This window comes from Curtobacterium subtropicum, from assembly GCF_030362975.1.
In the GTDB taxonomy this organism is placed as follows: Bacteria; Actinomycetota; Actinomycetes; order Actinomycetales; family Microbacteriaceae; genus Curtobacterium; species Curtobacterium subtropicum.
In genome coordinates this window covers 497,135-517,453 of record NZ_JAUCMM010000001.1, presented here as the reverse complement: position 1 = coordinate 517,453, position 20,319 = coordinate 497,135, and the positions used below count along the sequence as shown (strand labels likewise).

At 71.6% G+C, this 20,319-nt stretch carries 17 protein-coding genes; 6 read left to right on the top strand and 11 right to left on the bottom strand.

Features of this window, described 5'->3' with window-relative positions; genetic code table 11:
• The first annotated feature begins 34 nt into the window (after positions 1 to 34).
• The gene (locus QUG98_RS02330) at positions 35 to 319 is read left to right on the top strand and encodes a hypothetical protein (protein WP_289469014.1); all 285 of its coding nucleotides are present in this window, start codon (positions 35 to 37) and stop codon (positions 317 to 319) included.
• A gap of 6 nt (positions 320 to 325) precedes the next feature.
• Here the strand turns inward: QUG98_RS02330 and QUG98_RS02325 are convergent, their stop codons facing one another.
• The 3 genes from QUG98_RS02325 to QUG98_RS02315 all read right to left on the bottom strand — a co-directional run bounded on the left by QUG98_RS02325 (position 326) and on the right by QUG98_RS02315 (position 3,796).
• The gene (locus QUG98_RS02325) at positions 326 to 748 is read right to left on the bottom strand and encodes a VOC family protein (RefSeq protein WP_289469013.1); all 423 of its coding nucleotides are present in this window, start codon (positions 746 to 748) and stop codon (positions 326 to 328) included.
• A gap of 130 nt (positions 749 to 878) precedes the next feature.
• Positions 879 to 1,469 carry a TetR/AcrR family transcriptional regulator gene (locus QUG98_RS02320; protein ID WP_289469012.1) on the bottom strand — a complete coding sequence of 197 codons (591 nt, stop codon included), beginning with the start codon at positions 1,467 to 1,469 and terminating at the stop codon, positions 879 to 881.
• 119 nt (positions 1,470 to 1,588) lie between these two features.
• Positions 1,589 to 3,796 carry an MDR family MFS transporter gene (locus QUG98_RS02315; protein WP_434533407.1) on the bottom strand — a complete coding sequence of 736 codons (2,208 nt, stop codon included), beginning with the start codon at positions 3,794 to 3,796 and terminating at the stop codon, positions 1,589 to 1,591.
• 183 nt (positions 3,797 to 3,979) lie between these two features.
• Here QUG98_RS02315 and QUG98_RS02310 point away from each other — a divergent pair, with 183 nt between their 5' ends.
• Positions 3,980 to 5,866, top strand: a complete 1,887-nt coding sequence (locus tag QUG98_RS02310) for a DEAD/DEAH box helicase (RefSeq protein ID WP_289469011.1) — start codon at positions 3,980 to 3,982, stop codon at positions 5,864 to 5,866.
• Positions 5,867 to 6,111: 245 nt separating this feature from the next.
• Here the strand turns inward: QUG98_RS02310 and QUG98_RS02305 are convergent, their stop codons facing one another.
• Positions 6,112 to 7,041 carry an NAD-dependent epimerase/dehydratase family protein gene (locus QUG98_RS02305; RefSeq protein ID WP_289469010.1) on the bottom strand — a complete coding sequence of 310 codons (930 nt, stop codon included), beginning with the start codon at positions 7,039 to 7,041 and terminating at the stop codon, positions 6,112 to 6,114.
• 119 nt (positions 7,042 to 7,160) lie between these two features.
• Here QUG98_RS02305 and QUG98_RS02300 point away from each other — a divergent pair, with 119 nt between their 5' ends.
• The 4 genes from QUG98_RS02300 to opgC all read left to right on the top strand — a co-directional run bounded on the left by QUG98_RS02300 (position 7,161) and on the right by opgC (position 12,963).
• Positions 7,161 to 7,910 carry a TetR/AcrR family transcriptional regulator gene (locus QUG98_RS02300; protein WP_289469009.1) on the top strand — a complete coding sequence of 250 codons (750 nt, stop codon included), beginning with the start codon at positions 7,161 to 7,163 and terminating at the stop codon, positions 7,908 to 7,910.
• A gap of 114 nt (positions 7,911 to 8,024) precedes the next feature.
• A complete protein-coding gene (locus QUG98_RS02295) occupies positions 8,025 to 10,052 on the top strand; it encodes a glycosyltransferase (RefSeq protein WP_289469008.1) in 2,028 nt (675 codons plus the stop codon).
• Complete coding sequence (locus QUG98_RS02290; RefSeq protein WP_289469007.1) at positions 10,049 to 10,459, top strand: ATP-binding protein; 411 nt, start codon at positions 10,049 to 10,051, stop codon at positions 10,457 to 10,459. Before QUG98_RS02295 ends, QUG98_RS02290 begins: the two co-directional genes overlap by 4 nt.
• Positions 10,447 to 12,963 (top strand): OpgC domain-containing protein, encoded by a 2,517-nt coding sequence (gene opgC, locus QUG98_RS02285; RefSeq protein ID WP_289469006.1) that lies wholly within the window; start codon positions 10,447 to 10,449, stop codon positions 12,961 to 12,963. Before QUG98_RS02290 ends, opgC begins: the two co-directional genes overlap by 13 nt.
• 204 nt (positions 12,964 to 13,167) lie before the next feature.
• On the opposite strand, the gene QUG98_RS02280 is transcribed toward opgC, so the two are convergent.
• From QUG98_RS02280 to QUG98_RS02250, 7 genes are all read right to left on the bottom strand, one after another.
• Positions 13,168 to 14,046, bottom strand: a complete 879-nt coding sequence (locus tag QUG98_RS02280) for a hypothetical protein (RefSeq protein WP_289469005.1) — start codon at positions 14,044 to 14,046, stop codon at positions 13,168 to 13,170.
• Between the two features lie 135 nt (positions 14,047 to 14,181).
• Complete coding sequence (locus QUG98_RS02275; RefSeq protein ID WP_289469004.1) at positions 14,182 to 14,802, bottom strand: response regulator; 621 nt, start codon at positions 14,800 to 14,802, stop codon at positions 14,182 to 14,184.
• Positions 14,799 to 16,163: a sensor histidine kinase gene (locus QUG98_RS02270; protein WP_289469003.1), complete on the bottom strand. Its 1,365-nt coding sequence runs from the start codon at positions 16,161 to 16,163 to the stop codon at positions 14,799 to 14,801. Before QUG98_RS02270 ends, QUG98_RS02275 begins: the two co-directional genes overlap by 4 nt.
• Positions 16,164 to 16,461: 298 nt before the next feature.
• The gene (locus QUG98_RS02265; protein WP_289469002.1) at positions 16,462 to 17,583 is read right to left on the bottom strand and encodes a Gfo/Idh/MocA family protein; all 1,122 of its coding nucleotides are present in this window, start codon (positions 17,581 to 17,583) and stop codon (positions 16,462 to 16,464) included.
• Positions 17,580 to 18,419 carry a ThuA domain-containing protein gene (locus QUG98_RS02260; RefSeq protein ID WP_289469001.1) on the bottom strand — a complete coding sequence of 280 codons (840 nt, stop codon included), beginning with the start codon at positions 18,417 to 18,419 and terminating at the stop codon, positions 17,580 to 17,582. Before QUG98_RS02260 ends, QUG98_RS02265 begins: the two co-directional genes overlap by 4 nt.
• A 49-nt stretch (positions 18,420 to 18,468) precedes the next feature.
• Complete coding sequence (locus QUG98_RS02255) at positions 18,469 to 19,359, bottom strand: carbohydrate ABC transporter permease (RefSeq protein ID WP_289469000.1); 891 nt, start codon at positions 19,357 to 19,359, stop codon at positions 18,469 to 18,471.
• Positions 19,356 to 20,306: a carbohydrate ABC transporter permease gene (locus QUG98_RS02250; RefSeq protein WP_289468999.1), complete on the bottom strand. Its 951-nt coding sequence runs from the start codon at positions 20,304 to 20,306 to the stop codon at positions 19,356 to 19,358. The genes QUG98_RS02255 and QUG98_RS02250 overlap by 4 nt, the downstream gene beginning before the upstream one ends.
• Positions 20,307 to 20,319: the final 13 nt, after the last annotated feature.

The following is a 20,319-nucleotide window of genomic DNA, read 5'->3' as shown; positions in this document are numbered from 1 at the left end:
ACGCGCCCCGGTGGTGGTCCGTAGGCTCCGCTGCATGGCTGACTTCACCGCTGCACAGGCTGCCGTCGTCCGCATCGAGCGTGCGGAGGAGGGCCGGTGGGACCTGACCGTGATCAGCGACTCCGGCGTGCGCATGGGGCACGGCGTGTACCTGGTCGACGCGGCGTCCGACGACGCCGAGGACGAGCAGGCCGCAGCACTCGACTTCGTGCGGGAGTACGGGTTCCGCTTCGAGTCCGACGCCGTGGTCGCCGACGGGGGAGACGCCTTCTGGGCGCCGCTGCTGCCGCTCGGCTCCGACCGGCCCGCGGCGGGCTGAGCCGGCTCAACCCTGGGGGTCGAGTGCGGAGCGTTCGAAGCCGATCAGCCAGGTGACGCCGAACGCGTCGCGCACGGAGCCGTCCCAGTCGCCCCACGGCCGTTCCTGCAGGTCGTCGACGACCGTCCCGTCCGTCGCCAGGTCGGTGAACCAGCGGCGGAGCACCCTGGGGGCGGCGGTCCCGAGCAGCGCGAGCAGCAGGCCGGAGGCCGCGAACGGGGCGTCGTCGGGCCCGGCGTCGGCGGCGAAGAGCCGGACGGGACCGACGAGTTCGCCGTGCGCCACGGCCGCCGGCGGACCGTCCTCGCGCCCGGCGTCCTCGTACGAGGCGATCCGGACCTCGCCACCGAAGACCTGCTGCCAGCGGGCGAGCGCCGTGCGAGCGGTGCCGGCGAGCAGGAGGTACGGGGTCAGGGCGGTGCCGTCCATGCGTCGACGCTACCGCCGGACCAGCCGGGATGTCCTTCGAACGCCGAGACGCCTCCGGATCGGGGAGACGCCGTCGAGAGCGGCGGCGTCTCGAGCGCCCGGCGGTGTCTTGAGTCGAGGAGGGCTGGAGTCAGCCCGCGGCGATCGCGCCCATCTCGGCGACGACGGTCCGGAGCTTCGCCGCGAGCTCGTCGCTGTCGCCGACCGTGTCCCGGTGCGCGACCTCGGACAGCGCCGACAGCACGAGGCCGACGGCCGTGCGCGCGGTCTGCTCGTCGGTGCGCGACGACACCGTCGCCAGGAGTGACTGCCGCGACTCGGCCATCCACTGCATCACCATCGGCGCCATCTCCGGGCGGAGCACGAGGAGCTCCTTCATCCGGCGGCGGTCCTGGGAGAGCGGGACGGTCGCGGCGATCAGGACGCACAGGTCGTCGACGAGCCGACCGTCCGCCTCGGCGAAGCGCGTCGCTGCCCACTCCGGCACCTCGACGGTGTCGAGGCCGAGCGCGGCGTGCGCCTTCGACGTGAAGTAGTTGAAGAACGTCCGCGGGGAGACGTCGGCGTCGCTGCAGATCTGCTCGACGGTGACGCCGTCGAGGCCGTGCTCGGACACGAGCGTGAGGGCGGCGTCGTGGAGCGCCTGCCGGGTCTGCTGCTTCTTCCGCTCGCGCAGCGTGCACGGCGCGGTGGCCGGCTCCGGGGCTGCTGTGGTGCTCACGTGCACTCCTGTGGTGCTGGGCGGCCACCGTGTCCACCGGGGGCCGGGTCGTCTGCGTCGGACGTGCCCGACGCGGGGAGGCCGCCCGCACCCCGGCGTGGGGTGCAGGCGGCCGGGGGTCACCGACGCTGGGTCGGCGTGGAGCCGGTCATCGGCCCGGTGAACGATCCGGCCTCGGCTGCGGCGAGTCCGGCGCGGGCCTCGAGGTCGGCCTCGGCCGAGGGCGCGGAACCGTCCTCGTCGTCCGACGACGACCCGTTGGCGGCGTCGTGCTGCTCCTGCAGCGCCGAGCGCTGGCGGAGCGGCGGCACCCGGAAGAACCACGTGAGCACGAAGGCGAGCAGGATCACCCCGAGTCCGACCCAGTAGATCGTCACGGACGAGGCGTTGAAGCCCGCCATGAACGGCCGGGTCAGACGGCTGTCGGCACCCGTGAGGAACGACGTGTCGTTCGTGCTCGTCGCCGCGGAGTCCGAGCTGGCGCCGTCGTCGATCTTCTCCGCGAGCGCCGGCGTGAGCTCGTCGACCCAGTACGCGCGCTGCGAGGCGTTCGACCAGTCGACGGTCACGGTGCCGTCCTGCACGCTGGCGTGGGCCTGCTCCGCCACTGCTTCGAGGGCAGTGGACTCGGCGGCCGGGGTGGCCGCAGCGACCTGCTGGTCGATGACGCCCTGGGCGGCTGCTGCGGGCATGGTGCCCGCGGCGACCTGCTGCTGCACGGCTGCGGTGACCTGCTGCGTGACGGCCTGGTCGGCCGCCTGCTTCGCCTGCGCCGACGCGTCGTCGAGCTGCGACTGCACGGTCTGCTGGAGCGGGGTGGTGATCGGCGCCCAGATCTTCTCGATCGCGCCCTGGTTCGCCGGCTTGCTCGCGACCGACGGGTCGAGTGCCGCGGACAGCGCCGGCTTCAGGTCGGCCTGGTTCGCGGTGGCGCTCAGGATGTTGTTCGGCATCACCGAGAACAGGATCGAGAGCAGGACGGCCGTGCCGAGCGTGCCGCCGATCTGGCGGAAGAACGTGGCCGACGACGTGGCGACGCCCATGTCACGGGCCTCGACCGAACCCTGGGAGGCCAGGGTCAGGGACTGCATGACCGAGCCGAGCCCGAGCCCGATGAGGAACATGCCGATCATGAGGAACCAGAGGGGCTTGTCGATCGTCATGAAGGTCAGGACGACGTAGCCGGCCGACACCAGGAAGGTGCCGATGACCGGGAAGATCCGGTAGCGGCCGATCCGGGCGACGATCTGGCCCGAGGTGATCGACGCGATCATCAGGCCGCCGACGAGCGGCAGCGTGGCGAAGCCGGACTCGGTCGGGGTCAGGCCGACGACGATCTGCAGGTAGAGCGGGATGGTCAGCATGGCGCCGAACATCGCGAAGCCGACCAGGAACCCGATGACGGTCGCCATCGAGAACGTGCCCGACCGGAAGAGCTTCAGCGGGATGATGGCCGCGTCGCCCATCTTCGACTCGACGAGCAGCAGTGCGACGAGTCCGAGCGCGCCGATCACGTAGCTCGCGATCGCGGCGGGGGAGCCCCAGCCCCAGGTGCGGCCCTGCTCGGCGACGAGCAGCAGTGGCACGAGGGTGACGATGACCGCGGCGGCGCCCCACCAGTCGACCTTCGGCTTGTCGCCTGTGCCGTGCACCTTCGGCAGGTGCAGGAAGACGATCACCATGATGAGCGCGGCGACGCCGATCGGGACGTTGATGAGGAGCACCCAGCGCCAGCCGGTGATCCAGAGGATCTCGGACGACCCGGCGAGCAGGCCACCGATGAGCGGGCCGATGACGGACGAGATGCCGAAGACGGCCAGGAAGTACCCCTGGTACTTCGCGCGCTCACGCGGGGCGAGGATGTCGCCCATGATCGCCAGCGGCAGCGACATGAGCGCGCCGGCGCCGACACCCTGCACGGCGCGGAAGGCCGCGAGCATGAGCATCGAGGTGGACATCGAGGACAGCACGGCGCCGAGGATGAACACGACGATGCCGAAGATGTAGAGCGGCCGACGGCCGAAGATGTCGGAGAGCTTGCCGTAGATCGGCGTCGCGATGGTCGACGTGATCAGGTACGCGGTGGTCACCCACGCCTGCTGGTCGAGACCGTGCAGGTCGTCGCCGATGGTGCGGATCGCCGTGCCGAACACCGTCTGGCCGAGGGACGACAGGAACATGCCCGCCATCAGGCCGTAGATCACCAGGAGGATCTGGCGGTGCGTCATGAGCGGCTGCTGGCCGGGTGTGCCGGACACTCCGGGTGCCGCGTCGGCCCCGGCGCCGAGGCGGCCGGGCTGCACCGAGACGGGTGCGGTGGCGGTCATCGAACTCCTTTTTCGTACTGTGTAACTTTGCAGACCGCGCAACGATACATCCGATGGTTCCGGAGTGCAACTAAATACGCGACGGACGGGAGGCGCGTCGCGGCCCCGTCACGCACCTCCCGTCCGTCCACAGCGCACCCGACGGCGTCAGCGGACGTCCGCCGTCCGAGGTACCGTTTCCGCATGAGCACGGACACCGCCACCACCACCGAGACCACCGACGAGGGGCCCGTGGTGACCTTCGCCGACCTCGGCCTGAGCGACCCGGTGCTCAAGGCCGTCAAGGACATCGGCTACGAGACCCCCTCCGCCATCCAGGAAGCGACGATCCCGACGCTGCTCGAGGGGCGCGACGTCGTCGGCCTCGCGCAGACCGGTACCGGCAAGACCGCGGCGTTCGCGCTGCCGATCCTGTCCCGCATGGAGTCGGGCAGCAAGGTGCCGCAGGCCCTCGTGCTGTCGCCCACCCGCGAGCTCGCGCTGCAGGTGTGCGAGGCGTTCGAGCAGTTCGCGTCGCACATGAAGCACGTGCACGTCCTGCCCGTCTACGGCGGCCAGGCGTACGGCGTCCAACTGTCGGCCCTGCGTCGTGGCGTCGACGTCGTCGTCGGCACGCCCGGTCGCATCATGGACCACATCGCCAAGGGCACGCTCGACCTGTCCGAGCTGAAGTACCTCGTGCTCGACGAGGCCGACGAGATGCTCAAGATGGGCTTCGCCGAGGACGTCGAGACGATCCTCGCCGAGACGCCCGACGACAAGCAGGTCGCGCTCTTCTCGGCGACGATGCCCGCGCAGATCCGTCGCATCTCGCAGCAGTACCTGACCGACCCGTCCGAGATCACGGTCAAGACCAAGACCAAGACCGCCGCGAACATCACCCAGCGGTACCTCATGGTGTCCTACCCGCAGAAGGTCGACGCGCTCACCCGCATCCTCGAGGTCGAGGACTTCGAGGGCATGATCATCTTCGTCCGCACGAAGAGCGAGACCGAGACCCTGGCCGAGAAGCTCCGCGCTCGCGGGTACGCCGCCGCGGCCATCAGTGGTGACGTCGCCCAGGCGCAGCGCGAGCGCACGGTCAACCAGCTCAAGTCGGGCAAGCTCGACATCCTCGTCGCCACCGACGTCGCCGCCCGTGGTCTCGACGTCGACCGCATCACCCACGTCGTGAACTTCGACATCCCCGTCGACATCGAGTCCTACGTCCACCGCATCGGCCGCACCGGTCGCGCGGGCCGCAAGGGCGACTCGATCAGCTTCGTCACCCCGCGCGAGCGTCGGCTGCTGTCGGCCATCGAGCGCCACACCAAGCAGCCGCTCACGCAGATGCAGCTCCCGACGATCGAGGACGTCAACGAGACGCGCCTGAGCCGCTTCGACGACGCGATCACCGCGGCGCTCGAGCAGCACGACCGCATCGAGAAGTTCCGCGACGTCATCGCGCACTACGTCCGCAACCACGACGTCCCGGCAGAGGACGTCTCGGCTGCGCTCGCGGTGGTGGCACAGGGTGACTCGCCGCTGCTGCTCGACCCGAACGAGGACCAGCTCCGCAACCAGGTCGACCGCGACGGTCGTCGTGGTGAGCGCCGTGACCGGGACGACGACCGCGGTGGCCGTGAGGACCGCGGGCCGCGCCGTTCGCAGCCGATGACCGCGTACCGCATCGAGGTCGGCCGACGGCACCGGGTCGAGCCGCGCCAGATCGTCGGTGCGCTCGCGAACGAGGGCGGCCTGCGACGCGACGACTTCGGCGCGATCCAGATCCGACCGGACTTCTCGATCGTCGAGCTGCCCGAGAGCATGGACCCCGGTATGCTCGACCGCCTGTCGGACACCCGGATCAGCGGGAAGCTCATCGAGATCAAGCCGGACCGCCGCGGTGGTGCCCGTCGGTACGACCGTGACGACCGGGGTCCGCGTGGCCCGCGTCGTGACGACCGTGGTCCGCGCCGCGACGACGACCGTCCGCGCCGCGACGACCGGCGTGATGACTGGCGCGATGACCGGCGCGACGACCGTCCTCGCTACGACGACGACCGCCCGGCGCGCAAGCCGCGCCACTGACGGCCGCCCAGCGCGCACGCCGCGCCACTGACGACCCCCCTGGCGCGCAGGGCGCTCCACTGAGGTCCGCGGGGGAGGCTGCCCCCGGCGGGTCCGCGCCCCGACCGCGTGACCGGCGCGGTCGCGAGGTCGACCACAGGTGCGAGTGCGGCGACCTGCCGGAGGCGGGTCGCGCCTCCCGGCCGGTCTGTGCCTCCCGGCCGGTCTGTGCCGCCCGTCCGGACCGCGCCGTCCGCCCGGCCCGTTCAGGCAGCCAGTCCGTCGACGGTGCGCCGGCAGACCTCGTCCCACGGCGTCGGACCGAACCCGAAGTGCGCGCGTGTCGCCGCATCGTCGACGACGTAGGGAGCCGACCACTGGTAGCCGAGCTGCGCGACCTCCCGCATGAAGGGGACCACCGTGCCGACGGTGCGGAGCAGGCCCATCGGCAGTGAGCGGACCCGCACGGCGGGGCGTCCGGCCGCCCGGAGCACGTCGGTCAGGACCTGCTCCTGGGTCCGCGGCGCGTTGGTCGGCACGATCCACGTCCGACCGTGCGACCGCTCGTCGTCCGCGGCGGCGACGAGCAGGCGCGCGACGTCGCCGACGTCGGTGTACGAGTGCGGCTGGTCGGATCGACCGAGCACGGTGACGGGCTTCCCGCGCAACGCGGTCGGCAGCACGCGGGTGACGTGCCCGTTGGCCCCGATGCCCGGTCCCACGTAGTCCGAGCCGCGGACCTCCACCGTGCGGATCCGTCCGTCCTCGTGCGCGGCCAGGGCATCGGCCCACATCCGCGCCCGCAGGACGCCCTTGTGGTCGGTCGCGGCATCGGGCAGGTCCGCGTGCATCGGACCGTCGACCGGGCCGTACGGGTACAGGTTCCCGGTGATCGCGTACACGGCGCCGGTGCGCTCGGCGGTGGTCAGGAGCGAGGACGCCAGCGGTGGCCACACCCGCTCCCACTGCGTGTAGTCGCCCGGGTTCGCGCAGTTGTGGAGCGCGGCAGCGCCGTCCGTGACGGCGGTCAGCGCGTCCGCGTCGGCGGCGTCGAGTCCGACGTGCCGGACGCCGGGCAGTCCGGTGTCGCGCCCGGAGCGGGTGACGACGACGACCTCGTCGCCGCGCTCGGACAGCAGCGCCGCGGTGTGACGGCCGACCGGGCCGGCTCCGACGACGACGTGGTGACGGGACATGGTTCCTCCTGAATTCGGGAGAGCAGTGCTCTCGGAACTCATCATGCGGCCTTGCGGTGACAATTGCAAGAGCAGTGCTCTCGTTTGTGGTCGGTGCTCTCTCATGGCACGCTGGAGGCATGGCGGAGAAGGCGAGGACCGCGCGGTCCCTGGCGCGGGAGGCCGTGCACGCGAGCATCCTCGCGGCTGCGCGCGCCCGCCTCACCGAGGAGGGGCCGGCGCAGCTGAGCCTGCGTGCCGTCGCGCGGGACGTCGGCCTCGTGTCCTCCGCCGTGTACCGGTACTTCCCGAGCCGCGACGACCTGCTCACCGCACTGCTCGTGCTCGACTACGACGAGCTCGGTGCCGCGGTCGAGGCGGCCGAGGCGCCGGTCGACCGCGCCGACCACGTCGGCCGGTGGGTCGCCGCCTGCCGGGCTGTCCGGCAGTGGGCGATCGGCCACCCCGGCGACTTCGCGCTCCTGTACGGCTCGCCCGTCCCGGGCTACGTCGCGCCGCAGGACACGATCGAGCCAGCCTCGCGCACGACCCACGTGCTCGTCCGCGTGGTCACCGACGCGTGGGCGGACGTCGACGGGTCGGAGCTGCCGCCGGACTGGAGGCTCGGTGCGGGGCCGCCGATCGGCGCGCGGCCCGGGGCGCCGACCTCCATCGCCGACGCGGTCACCTACACGCGGGCGCGCGGCTTCCACGGCGACCCGTCGCCCGAGGTCGTCCTGCGGACCGTGATGGCCTGGACGACGGTGTTCGGCGTCCTGTCGTTCGAGCTCTTCGGCCACGCGGTCGGCTCCGTGACCGATCCGGAGGCCTACTTCGACGAGGTGGTCGTCCGCCTGGCGCACGACCTGGGGCTGGCGGACCCCCGCTGAGCCGTTCTCATCCCCCGATCGGGGCGTCTGGCTGACAGCGACGCCTGCCTGCGGTAGACAGGGCGGTACGGCGCACTCACCCAGCGCTGTCCGGCCGCAGCAGGAAGGACGCCGATGACCGCGCTCGACGTCAGCCGTCAGGACCGTCGCCGACTCACCACCGGCACCGCGACCAGGCGGCTCGTGACCGTGCGCACCGTCGCGCTCCTCGCGTCGATCGCCGGCGTGAACTACATCGTCTGGCGGTGGGCAGCGTCGGTGAACTGGCACTCGTGGTGGATCGCGGTGCCGCTGATCCTCGCCGAGACCTACAGCGTGATCGACTCGCTGCTGTTCGCCTTCGGGGCGTGGCGGCTCCGCGAGCGCGGGGAACCGCCGACGAAGCCCGCCGGTGACGTCACCGTCGACGTGTTCATCACGACCTACAACGAGCCGGTCGACCTGGTCGTCCGCACCGCCCGGGCCGCGAAGGCCATCACGCACCCGCACCAGACCTGGATCCTCGACGACGGCAACCGGCCGGAGATGCGTGCCGCCGCCGAGTCGCTCGGCATCGGGGTCATCACGCGCGGCGCCGACTGGGTCGACCGGCCGCGCCACGCGAAGGCCGGCAACCTCAACAACGCGCTGCTCGCCACGCAGGGCGAGTTCCTGCTCATCCTCGACGCCGACCAGGTCCCCGAGCCGTCGATCCTCGACCGCACCCTCGGCTACTTCAAGGACGAGCGGATGGCGCTCGTCCAGACGCCGCAGTGGTTCGAGAACGTGCCGGAGGCCGACCTGCTCGGCAGTCAGGCGCCCCTGTTCTACGGCCCGATCCAGCAGTCGAAGGACGGTTGGAACGCCGCGTTCTTCTGCGGCTCCAACGCGATCCTGCGGCGCGAGGCACTCATGCAGCTCGGCGTGACCCGGTACGTGCGCGAGGTCGAGGAGTCGGTCGAGCGGACGATCAGGACGTCGCGGAAGCTGCTCGCACGCGCCCGCGAGACCGAGACCGACCCGCGGGTGCTCGACGCGCTCGACGGGGCCGAGCAGGTCGTCGACCGGGCCCGCGACCAGATCGACCGCGGCGAACCGCTCGGCGACGTCACCTACGACTTCCAGCGTGGCATCGACGCGATCGCGTACCGGTTCGCGGCAGCCGACCTCGAGTCGGTGCGTCGCGACCTGCAGGAACTCGCGGCGATGTCGACCGAGGCGGACACGTTCGCGGGGCTCGACGACGCGGCCCTCGACGTGTTGGGCCGCCGCGAGGCCTCGCCCGTGGCCGCCATCGAGTCGATCGCGGTGCTGGCCCGCGCGCTCGACGTCAACCGCGACGACGAGGCGCAGCCGATCATGCCGCTCGCCACGATCTCCGTGACCGAGGACATGGCCACCGCCATGCGCCTGCACGGGCTCGGCTGGCGGTCGGCGTACCACGACGAGATCCTGGCGAAGGGCCTGGCGCCCGAGGACCTGCCGACCATGCTCGTGCAGCGGCTCCGCTGGGCGCAGGGCACCATGCAGGTGTTCTTCCGCGAGAACCCCCTGGTGCAGAAGGGCCTGTCGTGGGGCCAGCGCCTCATGTACTTCTCCACGATGTGGAGCTACCTGTCGGGCTTCGCGGCGATCGTCTACATCGCGGCCCCGGTGCTCTGCCTGTCGTTCGGCGTGGTGCCGGTGCAGGCCTACAGCGTCGACTTCTTCGTGCGGCTCATCCCGTTCCTCGTGCTCAACCAGCTGCTGTTCTGGGTGGTGGCGGCGGGGAGACCCACGTGGCGCGGCCAGCAGTACTCGCTCGCGCTCTTCCCGGTCTGGATCGAGTCCGTCACGAGCGCGTTCGAGAACGTCTTCCGCGGCAAGCCCCTCGGCTTCCGGGTGACGCCGAAGGTGCGCGAGGAGTCCGACCAGCGACCGCGGTGGGACCTCGTGAAGCCGCAGCTGTACGCGATGGGCGCGCTCGTCGCCGCCCTCGTGCTGATCGCGATCCGCTACGCGACCGGACAGGCCGACGGCATCGCGCCGCTCGTGAACACCGCGTGGGTGGTCTTCGACCTGTTCATCTTCAGCATCGTCGTCCGCGCGGTGCTCTACCGCGGACCCGAGGCGGGGACGGCACAGTCCGAGCACGTGTCCTCGACGGCAGGAGGCCCCCTGTGACCGACCACCTGACCTTCGAGGTCCCGGCCGTCGCGGAGTCGCTCGACGTCGTGCAGGACCGCTTCGGTGCCTGGTGGGACTCGCTCGGGATCGACGACGTCCGGCTCCGCTTCTCGCTCGAGACCGCCCTGGCCGAGATCGCCGCGAACATCGTCGAGCACACGCGCCGCACCGACGTCGAGGCGGGGCGGGGCTACTCGGTCACGCTCTCGGCGACGGACCGCGAACTCGTCGCGGTGCTCGCCGACAACGGGCGCCCCGCGGACGTCGACCTGTCCGCGGTGACCATGGCCGACCCCGACGAGGAGAGCGGTCGCGGTCTCGCGCTCGCGATCGCCGCGCTCGACCGCCTCGAGCACGAGCACACCGGCGGACGGAACGTCTGGACCCTGGCGTGCAACCGGTGAGGGGCGCGCTGGCGAAGGCCCTCGCGTTCCTCGTCGTCGTGGGGACGCTGCTGCTCGGAGGTGCGCTGCCGGCATCGGCCGTCTCCGCCCCGGGCCGCGCCGGCGAGACGCCGCCCGACGGGCGCGTCTGGTTCGGCCCCGACCTGGACTGGGGGAGTGACGCCCCGGACGGCTACGAGGGCCGACTCGGCGCGACGCCGTCGGTCTACGGTGTCGAGGTCGAGTACCCGTTCGACCGCAGCGCGCGGGACGAGTTCCTCCGCGCGACCCGGGCCGCCGCGACCCAGGGGGCGGTGCTCGCCGTGAGCCTGGAGCCCTCGCGCTCGCTGCGCTCCCTCACGGAGGCCGACGCCACCGCGGCGAACCGGCTGTTCGAGGAGGTCCACCGGCAGTACGACACCCAGCTGCTCGTGCGCTTCGCGCCGCAGATGAACGGCACGTGGGTGCGGTGGGGGCAGCAGCCGACCGCGTTCGTCCCGGCGTTCCGGACGCTCGCCGCAGCCGTGCACGCCGGCGACTCCGAGGCCGCGATGGTCTGGTCGCCCTCGTACGGCGCCGGCTACCCGTTCGGTGAGTCCGCCGGACGGCTGCAGGACCTGTCGGACACCGACGTCGCGAAGCTCGACACGAACGGCGACGGTCGACTCACCGCGGCCGACGACCCCTACGGTCCGTACTGGCCGGGCGCCGCGAGCGTCGACTGGGTCGGGTTGTCGATGTTCTCCTTCGGCAAGGGCAAGGCGACCGAGGCCGCCGGCCGTGACGTCCCGCTGACGAGCAACGAGGTCCCGGAGGACGGCGAGGTCGCCGCGCGCTTCGACGAGACCTGGGGCTACGAGCAGGCGCAGACCGAGGGCACGTTCACCGAGCGCTTCGCGCAGGGCGAGGACCGCCCGATGCTGCTCGACACCGGCGCCCTGTACGACCACTCGCTGCGCGGTGCCGCCGAGCTGTCGGTGAAGCAGGCGTGGTGGCGGCAGGTCCTCGCCGCGGTGCAGGACCACCCCGAGGTCCGCGGCGTGACGTTCCTCGAGACGAACCGCCGCGAGCCCGAGGCCGGCAACCGCGTCGCCGACTGGCGCGACACGGCCGACCCCGGCATCGCGGGGTCGTTCCGCACGGACCTCGAACAGGCCGGGGACTTCGTCTTCGGGCCCGTGACCGAGCGTGTCACGCAGCAGGAGGGCGCCGCGGCGATCAGTCAGCAGTACGAGACCGGCGGCGACCAGATGGCGTGGATCGTCTGGTGCGCGTTCGGTCTCGCGGCGGCGTTCCTGCTCAGCGGACTCGTCGGGCGGTTGCTGCCGAGCTGGCGGTACCCCGACGACGGCAAGCCCGGCCGCGACCTGCGCCTCGACCTGTTCCGCGGCTTCATCATCCTGGCCGTCGTGATCACGCACATCGAGATCGGCGGGCCGTACTCGTACATCACGCTGCACGCCACGGGGGCGATCACGGGCGCGGAGATGTTCGTGTTCCTGTCCGGCATGGTCCTCGGCATGACCTACCCCTTCGCGATCAAGAAGTTCGGCGAGTGGGTCGCTGCGGTCGGCGCGTGGAAGCGAGCACGGAAGCAGTACCTCGTCACCCTCGCGGTGATCCTGGTCGTCTTCGCGCTGAGCTTCGTGCCGTTCCTGAACACGGACGCGATCACGACCTTCACCGACCGGGGGACCGGCACCGGGGGCGTCGGTGCCGAGGGTCGCGTCTACGACCTGTACCCCAACGCGATGCAGCTCCTGGCCTACCCGCCGCCCTGGTTCGCGATCCGGCAGTTCCTGCTGCTCGAGATGGGGCCGTGGCCGTTCAACATCATGGGTCTCTTCGTGGTGCTCAGCCTGTTCATCCCGCTGTGCATGTGGGTGATCAAGCGGGGCTTCTGGTGGGCGCTGCTCGTGGTGAGCTGGGCGCTGTACGTGCTGCAGGCCCTCGTGCCCGAGCTCCGGCCGCTGAACTCGCAGTTCGAGTCGGTGTTCCCACTGCTCACCTGGCAGGTCGTCTTCACGCACGGGCTCGTCCTCGGCTACTACCGGCGGCAGGTCATCGGCGCGCTGACCGGCCGGCTCGGCAAGGTCCTGATCGGCATCGGCGTCACCGGGTACGCGCTCTTCCTGGTCTACGTGTGGGCGGGGAACCACTTCGGGTTCACCCCGGTGCCCTTCCCGGCATCGATGTACGACGACCTGTACAACACGGCCTACCAACGCGTCGACCTGCAGTGGGGGCGTCTGGTCGACATCGCGTTCTTCGCGATCGTGTCGTACGCGATTCTCACCGTGTTCTGGAAGCCGATCAACGCCGTCATCGGGTGGCTGTGGATCCCGATCGGCCAGGCGAGCCTCTACGTCTTCGTCTGGCAGGTGTTCTTCGCGCTGGCCATCGCGTCCATCCCGGGCGTCGACTGGTTCAACGGGTGGATCGGCTTCGCGGCGCACACGGCCCTCATCCTGCTCGTCTGGTACATGATCCGGAAGCGGTTCATGTTCTCGGTCATCCCGCGCTGACCCGCGTGGCCGGCGTGGTTCGGCCCAGCCGGCTCCGAGTCTCGTCCTGACCGACGGTCCTCGCGGTCGGCGGCACGAGGACTGTCGTTGAGCCCGAGTCTCGGACTGGGCCCCGGGCGGACGGGCCGGGACGGAACGACGGACGGGAGGCGCGGTGCCGGCTGGCACCGCGCCTCCCGTCCGTCGCATGGTCGCGTGGTTGCGTCAGCGCGTGGTGACGCGCAGCGGCTGCGGGTCGACCGGGTCCGGCGGGACCGGCAGGGAGCCGTGGACCTGGTTCTGCGCCTGGCAGTCGCTCGTGCAGTTCGTTGCGCCCTGCGACAGCTCGACCGCGTCCTCGCCGAGGACACCACCCATGCGTCCGCCGGGCTGGACCGTCCACGTCGTGGTGGTCGCGGTCTGCGAGGTCTTCGTCGCGACCTGCGGGCTGTCCTTGCCGAGGAGCATCTGGTGCGCGTCGCTGCCCGAGGACACCGCCGCGACGCCGTCGCCGAAGTTGATCTTCCCCGTGTAGGGGTTGGTGAAGTAGAAGAGCCCGGCTCCGAGCGTGTGCGTGAAGGTCACGGGTTGGGCGAACTCGGTCTCCATCTGGAAGACCCCGCCCTGGGCGCCGTCCTTCGCCTGGATCTTGAACTTGCCCGCGCCGGTACCGAAGATCGCCACGAGCGTGTCGTCGCGGACCTCGAGCGAGGACAGCTTCGTGCCGGCGAGCTGCGCGGCGGTGAGCGAGGGCACCTTCGAGGCGAACACCACGGTCGGCTTCGTCACCATCCGCTGCGTGTCCGGTGCGCCGGTGAGCGTGTAGTCGTACACGCCGAGGTCGGCGATGCGTATGTCGAAGCCGTTGTGCTTGCCGCGGACCGCGATGGTCCCGGAGACGGCGACGTCCTTCAGCTTGAAGTCCTTGCCGACGGCGGGGTTCGTCGTGGTGCCGTTCACGGTGACGGCGTAGTCGCCGCCGGTCGACGTCTTGCCGGACGCGTTCGCGGGGGACACCCCGACGAGGGCTGCCGCGGCGACGGCACCGAGCGCGATCGCGATGGCGATGCCGGTGGTGCGGCGTCGCGTGCGTGGGGTGGTCATGGGGTGCCTCCTGAGCTGGTCCGACGCGCCCGCGGTGGTCGCGTCCCTCGTGACGATCGTCGCCGGGTCACGGAGACGGCACCATCGGACCTTGGTACTAGTACCCGCCCCGCCGGCGTGTGCACCGCCGGGTCGTCACCAGCCGTGGTCGCGGGCCCAGAGCGCCGCACTCGTCCGGTCGGCGACGCCGATGCGGCGGAACAGCGAGCCGACGTGCACCTTCACGGTGCGCTCGGCGATCCCCAACTCGGTCGCGATCTGGCGGTTCGACAGGCCGCGTGCGATGCGGTCGAGCACGTCCCGCTCGCGGGGCGGCAGGGCCGGTCCGCGGTCCCGTCCCGGAACCGGTGCACCCGGCAGGAGGGCACGCGCGACGCGGGGGTCGACGGGCGCCTCGTCGCGCGCCGTCGAGCGGACCGCGGCGACGACCTCCTCCGGGGCCGCGTCCTTGAGCAGGTACCCGGTCGCCCCGGCGGCCAGGGCTGCGCGCACCCGTTCGTCGTCGGAGAAGGTGGTGAGCACGAGCACCCGGACCGCCGGCATCGTGGTGCGGATCACCCGCGTCGCCTCGACCCCGCCCGCGCCGGGCATGGAGAGGTCCATCACGACGACGTCCGGGTGCAGGGACGAGGCACGCTCGACGGCCTCCTCACCCGTTCCCGCCTCGCCGACCACGTCGCAGTCGGTCGTCGTCGCGAGCACGGCGCGGAGCCCCTGCCGGACCAGGGCGTGGTCGTCGACGAGCAGCACCCTCACCGCAGCGACTCCGTCCGCGCGGGCAGGGTCAGCTCCCAGGTGGTCCCTGCGCCCGGTGCGGTCCGGAGCAGCAGCGAGCCGCCGGTGTCCTCGGCGACCTCGCGCAGGAGCGTCGTACCGAGGTGCCCCGTCGGCGCCGGACGGTCGAGGAGCGCCGGGTCGAACCCCACCCCGTCGTCGGTCACGCGCACCAGCAGGTCCCCTCCGTCGGCGCGCGCCACGACGTCGATCCGGGTGGCCCCGGCGTGCTTTGCGGCGTTCCACACGGCTTCACGCACGAAGCGCACGACCGCGGTCCGGGCGGCGGCCGACGCGTCGAGCGGCTCGGCGACGTCGACATCGGCGACCACCCCGGCTGCTCGCGCCCGAGCACACGCGTCGTCGAGCGCCGCGCCGAGGTCGTCGCGCCCGGGATCGGCCGGGCGGATGGTCGTCATCGAGGTCCGGAGCGCGGACACCGCCTGCCGGAGCGTCTCGGCGGCCGCTCGCGTCTCGGGCACCGCACCGAGCGACAGTGCCAGTCCGGCGACGTCCTGGACCGGCCCGTCGTGCAGTTCGCCCGCGAGGCGACGTCGTTCGTCGGCCTCGGCGTCGAGCGCGCGCCCGAGCAGCCGCTCACGGAGCCGCTGGCCCCTGCGGATCCGCACGAGCAGCCAGAGCAACAGCGGCACGAGCAGCACGAGCACGACCCCGACGGTACCGAACGCCAGCGCGGCGAACGCGGCGCGCAGGTCGGCGGCTCGGGCGAGGACCTGGTCGTACGGCCGGTACGCCTCGAACAGCAGTGCCACGCCCGAGGGCGTGTGCACCGCCTGGTACGCCTCGAGCAGCGGTCCGTGTCCGCGTTCGTACCGGTTCTCGGGCTCGTCCAGGTCGGACACCTCGGCGTCGGACCGGTCGGTCCGGAGCGCCGCGAGGTCCTCGTCGGACAGCGGGAAGCGCTCGCCGACCAGCCGGGGTTCGTCGGACCAGAGCACGGTGCCGTCCGCAGCCCAGAGCTTCAGGCGCACCGTCGAGCCGGCGCGGGACTCGCCGGCCAGGGCGTCGTCGAGTCGTGTGCGGGCGGCGGCTCGGGCGTCCGGGTCGCCACCGGCGACGTCGTCCACGAGGGCGGGCTCCACCACCACCCGGGCGAGCGCGGCCGTGTCGGCGGTGGCGTCCCGGACGGCGAAGGACTCGGCGACGCGCTGCGACACGAGCGTGCCCGCGGTCGCGACGACGGCGCCGCCGAGCAGCGCGGCGACGACGACCCCGACGAGGACCCGCCGCCAGGGGATCCGTGCGGCACGACGACGGGGATCGGCGGCGACGAGTACGACCGGGGCCGGCTGCCCGCTGGTCGACGCCCGTTGTCCACGCACGGAGCAACCGTAACCGGCGTGAGCTGTACTCGGGTCCCGGTCGCGGCTGCTGGACGAGCGGGTCCGACCCGCGTGCTCGTTGCTTCCCATCACGCGTGGAGTGGGAAGCGGAACCGCGCGTACTTGGTCGGAACGAACGACCTGGTACGCGCGGACCCGCCTGGTACGCGCGGACCCGCCTGGTACGCGCGGATCCGTCCGGCAGGGCGGCGTGACCAGGGGACGGACGGGAGGCGCGGTGCCAGCTTGCACCGCGCCTCCCGTCCGGTACCGCGTCGCGATCCGGCGCGTGCTCGCGTCAGCCCGCCGGCGTCCGGTCCGGCGCGGAGGCGAGCGCCTGCCGGACCGACCCCCACGCGGCGAGCCGCTCGCGGACCGCGTCGTCCCGCTCGACCTCGAGCGCCGTCGCGTGCGCCTGCTCGAGCACGTCGTCGACCACCACCCGCTGTCCCGAGCGCGCCGAGGCGATCGCCGCGTCGACCATCACCAGGCTCATCACGTTGCCGTGGACCTCGCCGTCGGGCGTCGTCCCGGTGCGGACCGCCCGGACGAAGGACGCGAGCGCCCCGGCGATCTCGGTACCGACCCCCTCGGCACCTGCCGGCGTGCCGGGTGCGTCGTCGATCACGCTCGACGGGTCGTGGTCGCCGTCCCACGCCGCCGAGCCCGACGCACCGGTCGCACGCCAGTCCCCGTTCCACGAGGTCTCGTCGCCGGGCGCGCACCACGAGCCGTCGTAGACGTAGCGGACGTCGTCCTCGAAGGTGAAGACCGCGGCGGCGTCCGCGTCCCCGCGGTACCAGGACCACGCCGGGTTCCACGATTCGCAGTACACCGACACCGGTTCACGCTCGAGCACGTACCGGGCCGAGTCGAACGCGTGGATCGCCATGTCGAGGAGCAGCACGTCGTCCATCTCCTCGCGGAAGCCGCCGAAGTGCGGGGCCTTCGCGAAGCGGGTGTTCAGGCTGCCGACCCCGCCGAGCGCACGGACGTGCTGCCGGAAGGCGACGAGCTGGTCGTTGTACCGACGGGACTGCGACACCATGAACAGCTGCCCGGTGGCCTCGGCGGCGGCGGCCAGGGAGAGCGCCTCGGCGACGGTCTGCGCCGCGGGCTTCTCACCGAGGACGGGCAGCCCGGCGTGCAGGGCGTCCATCGTGACCGGGTGGTGGGCGACGGGCACCGTGATGTCGAGCACGGCCTCGGCACCGGTGTCCGCCAGGAGCGCGGGCAGGTCACGACCGACGGGGACGGTCGGGGCGCCGGCGAGCTCGGCCCCGGCGCGCGCGGCGTCGAGGTCGAGGTCGACGACGCCGACGAGTTCGACGTCCGGGTCGGCAGCGACGGTGCCGAGCCAGGCGCGGCCCATCCCGCCGGCGCCGACCTGCACGACCCGCAGCGGGGCGTGGTCGGTCATGCGCGGGCCTCGGCGGGCTCGGCGGTCGCCTCGGGTTCGGTGGTGTCGGTCGTCGCCTCGTCCTCGGGGGCGTCGTCGAACGGGCCGCGGTAGTGCTGGCCGTCGAAGTACTCGCCGAGGTCGTAGCGGCGCAGGGTCGGGAGCTCGCGCTCGCGCTCCGGTCGCGCCCACTCGGCCCCGTTCGCGACCACGCGCCGCACGTCCGGGTGGTGGTACACGGGGAAGTCCTGGTCGCCGGGGGAGAAGTAGAAGATCTTCCCGAGGCCGCGGCGGTAGGTCATGCCGCTGCGGAAGACCTCGCCGCCGGTGAACCCGGAGATGAAGACCAGTTCGTCGGGCGTCGGCACGTCGAAGTACTCGCCGTACATCTCCTGCTCGGGGATGACGATCGGGTTCGGCACGCCCCGCGTGATGGGGTGCTGCGGGTTGACGGTCCAGACGAGCTCCTGGTCGTGCTCGCTCCGCCAGCGCAGGGTGCACGTGGTGCCCATGAGCTTGCCGAAGATCTTCGACCAGTGGCCGGAGTGCAGGACGACCAGACCCATGCCGGACAGCACGTGCTTGTGGACGCGGTCGACCACGGCGTCGTCGACGTCGGCGTGGGCGGCGTGCCCCCACCAGGTCAGGACGTCGGTCTCGGCGAGCACGGCCTCGGACAGCCCGTGCTCGGGCTCCTGCATGGTGGCGGTGCGGACGACGGCGTCGGGCAGGTTCTCGCGGATGCCGTCGGCGATCGCGCCGTGCATGCCGTCGGGGTAGCGCTCGGCGACGTGCTGCTCGACCTGCTCGTGGACGTTCTCGCCCCAGACGGTGATGCGCAGCGGTGTGGTGGTCATGGTGTGGGCCTTCCTGGAGGGGTGGCGGGGTGCTCGGCGTGGACGGTCGTCACTTGACCGCGCCGCCGAGGGCACCGGCGGAGATGTAGCGCTGGGCGACGATGAGGAGCACGGCCGCCGGCAGCGACGCGAGGACCGACGTGGCCATCACGGGCCCCCAGTCGGTGACGTTCGAGCCGATGTAGTTGTAGATGCCGAGCGTGATCGGGCGGACCGCGTCGGTCGAGGTGAGCGTGAGGGCGATGAGGAAGTCGCCCCACGCGCCGAGGAACGTGAACAGTGCCGCGGTGACGATCGCGTTGCGGCTGATCGGGAGCACGATCGAGATGAACGCACGCAGGTCGTTCGCGCCGTCGACGAGCGCGGCCTCGACCAGGCTCGGCGGGATCGACTCCATGAACGCCCGCATGAGCAGGATCGCGAACGGCACCTGCACGGCACTGTCGGCCAGGATCAGCCCGACGTAGCTGTTGAGCAGGCCGACGTTGTTGAACAGCGTGTAGAGCGCGTTCGCGATGACGATGCCGGGGATCATCTGGGTGATGAGCAGCACGAGCAGGAACACCTTCGTGCCGCGCATCCGGAACCGCGCCAGGCCGTACGCCGCCGGGGTCGCGATCGCCAGCGTCAGGACCACGGTGCCGAGCCCGATGATCATGCTCGACACGAAGTTCTGCCCCTGCTGGGCGAACGCGGCCCGGTACCCGGCGAAGGTCGGGTTCCACGGGAACCACGTCGCGGTGGCGGCGCCGGAGGTGGCCTGCAGGCTCGTGTTCACCATCCAGTAGACGGGGAAGATCATGATCGCCAGGAAGACGATCCCGAGGACGGTGAACGGCAGGCCCTTGGCGGTCCGGCGGGGTCGGGGTGCTCGTGCGCTCCGCTTCGTGGTGATCGCGCGGGTGACGGTGACGGTCTGGTTCGCGAGTCCGACGCTCATTCGTCGACCGCCTTCCGGGAGATGGCGATGTAGACCATCGCGAACACGAACGAGACGACGATGAGCACGTTGCTCACCGCGGCTCCGATGCCGAACTGGAAGTTGATGAACGACTGGTGGTAGGCGTTCGTGGCGAGGGTCTGCGTCGAGTTCGCCGGGCCGCCGCCGGTCAGGCCGAGGATGATGTCGACGACCTTCAGCGTGTAGACCACCCCGAGCACGATGACCACGCTGACGACCGATCGGATGCTCGGCCAGGTGATGTACCAGAAGGCCTTGAAGCCGGTCGCGCCGTCGAGGGCACCCGCTTCGTAGAGCTCCGGCGGGACCGACTGCAGCCCGCTGTACAGGATGGTCGTGTTGAAGGGGATGCCGAGCCAGACGTTCACGCCGATGACCGCGATGAGCGCGAGGCTCGGGCTCACCAGCCACGGGACCGGGCCGATGCCGACGACGCCGAGCAGCTGGTTGAGGGCGCCGCTGTCCTGGTCGAGCAGCCACTTCCACACCGCGCTCGACGCGATGAGGGGGAGCAGCCACGGCAGGAGGAGCAGGCCCCGCAGGAAGCCCGACAGCGGGAAGTGCCGCCGGAAGAACAGCGCGAGGCCGAGGCCCAGCACGAACTGCAGGACGATCGAGCCCGCGGTGAACAGCGCGGTGTTGACGACGCTCGTGGTGAAGACGGCGCTCGTGAACACCGACACGTAGTTGCCGAGACCCACCCAGGGGGCCTCGCCGGTGAAGAAGGTCTTCGTCGTGTAGTCCTGGAACGACATCAGGACGTTCTTCACCACGGGGTAGCCGAAGAACACGGCGACGAACACTGCGGCCGGCACGACGAAGAGCCAGCGGGTGATCGACGACCGGAGGCGCGCGCGGCGCTGTCCGGGGCGGGCGGGGGCCGCGGGCGTCGTCGCCCGGGGCCGGATCTGTGTGGAGGCGCTCATGTCAGGTCCTTCC

Coding starts and splice junctions, on each gene's coding strand:
- QUG98_RS02325 (WP_289469013.1), bottom strand. CDS start 748: ATGGACGGCACCGCCCTGACCCCGTACCTCCTGCTCGCCGGCACCGCT.
- QUG98_RS02250 (WP_289468999.1), bottom strand. CDS start 20,306: ATGAGCGCCTCCACACAGATCCGGCCCCGGGCGACGACGCCCGCGGCC.
- QUG98_RS02310 (WP_289469011.1), top strand. CDS start 3,980: ATGAGCACGGACACCGCCACCACCACCGAGACCACCGACGAGGGGCCC.
- QUG98_RS02295 (WP_289469008.1), top strand. CDS start 8,025: ATGACCGCGCTCGACGTCAGCCGTCAGGACCGTCGCCGACTCACCACC.
- QUG98_RS02300 (WP_289469009.1), top strand. CDS start 7,161: ATGGCGGAGAAGGCGAGGACCGCGCGGTCCCTGGCGCGGGAGGCCGTG.
- QUG98_RS02305 (WP_289469010.1), bottom strand. CDS start 7,041: ATGTCCCGTCACCACGTCGTCGTCGGAGCCGGCCCGGTCGGCCGTCAC.
- QUG98_RS02330 (WP_289469014.1), top strand. CDS start 35: ATGGCTGACTTCACCGCTGCACAGGCTGCCGTCGTCCGCATCGAGCGT.
- QUG98_RS02315 (WP_434533407.1), bottom strand. CDS start 3,796: ATGACCGCCACCGCACCCGTCTCGGTGCAGCCCGGCCGCCTCGGCGCC.
- QUG98_RS02265 (WP_289469002.1), bottom strand. CDS start 17,583: ATGACCGACCACGCCCCGCTGCGGGTCGTGCAGGTCGGCGCCGGCGGG.
- QUG98_RS02255 (WP_289469000.1), bottom strand. CDS start 19,359: ATGAGCGTCGGACTCGCGAACCAGACCGTCACCGTCACCCGCGCGATC.
- QUG98_RS02280 (WP_289469005.1), bottom strand. CDS start 14,046: ATGACCACCCCACGCACGCGACGCCGCACCACCGGCATCGCCATCGCG.
- QUG98_RS02260 (WP_289469001.1), bottom strand. CDS start 18,419: ATGACCACCACACCGCTGCGCATCACCGTCTGGGGCGAGAACGTCCAC.